The organism is Buttiauxella noackiae ATCC 51607 (assembly GCF_001654865.1).
GTDB lineage: Bacteria > Pseudomonadota > Gammaproteobacteria > Enterobacterales > Enterobacteriaceae > Buttiauxella > Buttiauxella noackiae.
In genome coordinates this window covers 1-208 of the sequence record NZ_LXEO01000103.1, presented here as the reverse complement: position 1 = coordinate 208, position 208 = coordinate 1, and the positions used below count along the sequence as shown (strand labels likewise).

Below are 208 nucleotides of genomic sequence, written 5' to 3'. Positions count from 1 at the left end.
GTTGACAGTTTTCTGTCTGTAAAACGCCTGATGAACATCATCGGGCGTTTTGTATTTCAGGGCCAGGTGTGGCCGCTCATGGTTATAAATCGCCACAGATTCTTTTACCATTTCCCGGGCCTGCGCCAGGTCTGCAGGACGCGAGAGTAAAAACTCATTTTTCAGGATCCCGTTTATTCGCTCAGCCAGCGCATTCTGGTAGCAGTCA

1 protein-coding gene is annotated in these 208 nt (G+C 49.5%); it reads right to left on the bottom strand.

The annotated features are described in order from the left end of the window. A partial coding sequence (locus M979_RS22295; RefSeq protein ID WP_157093306.1) for an integrase core domain-containing protein occupies window positions 1–208 on the bottom strand: 208 nt, incomplete at both ends.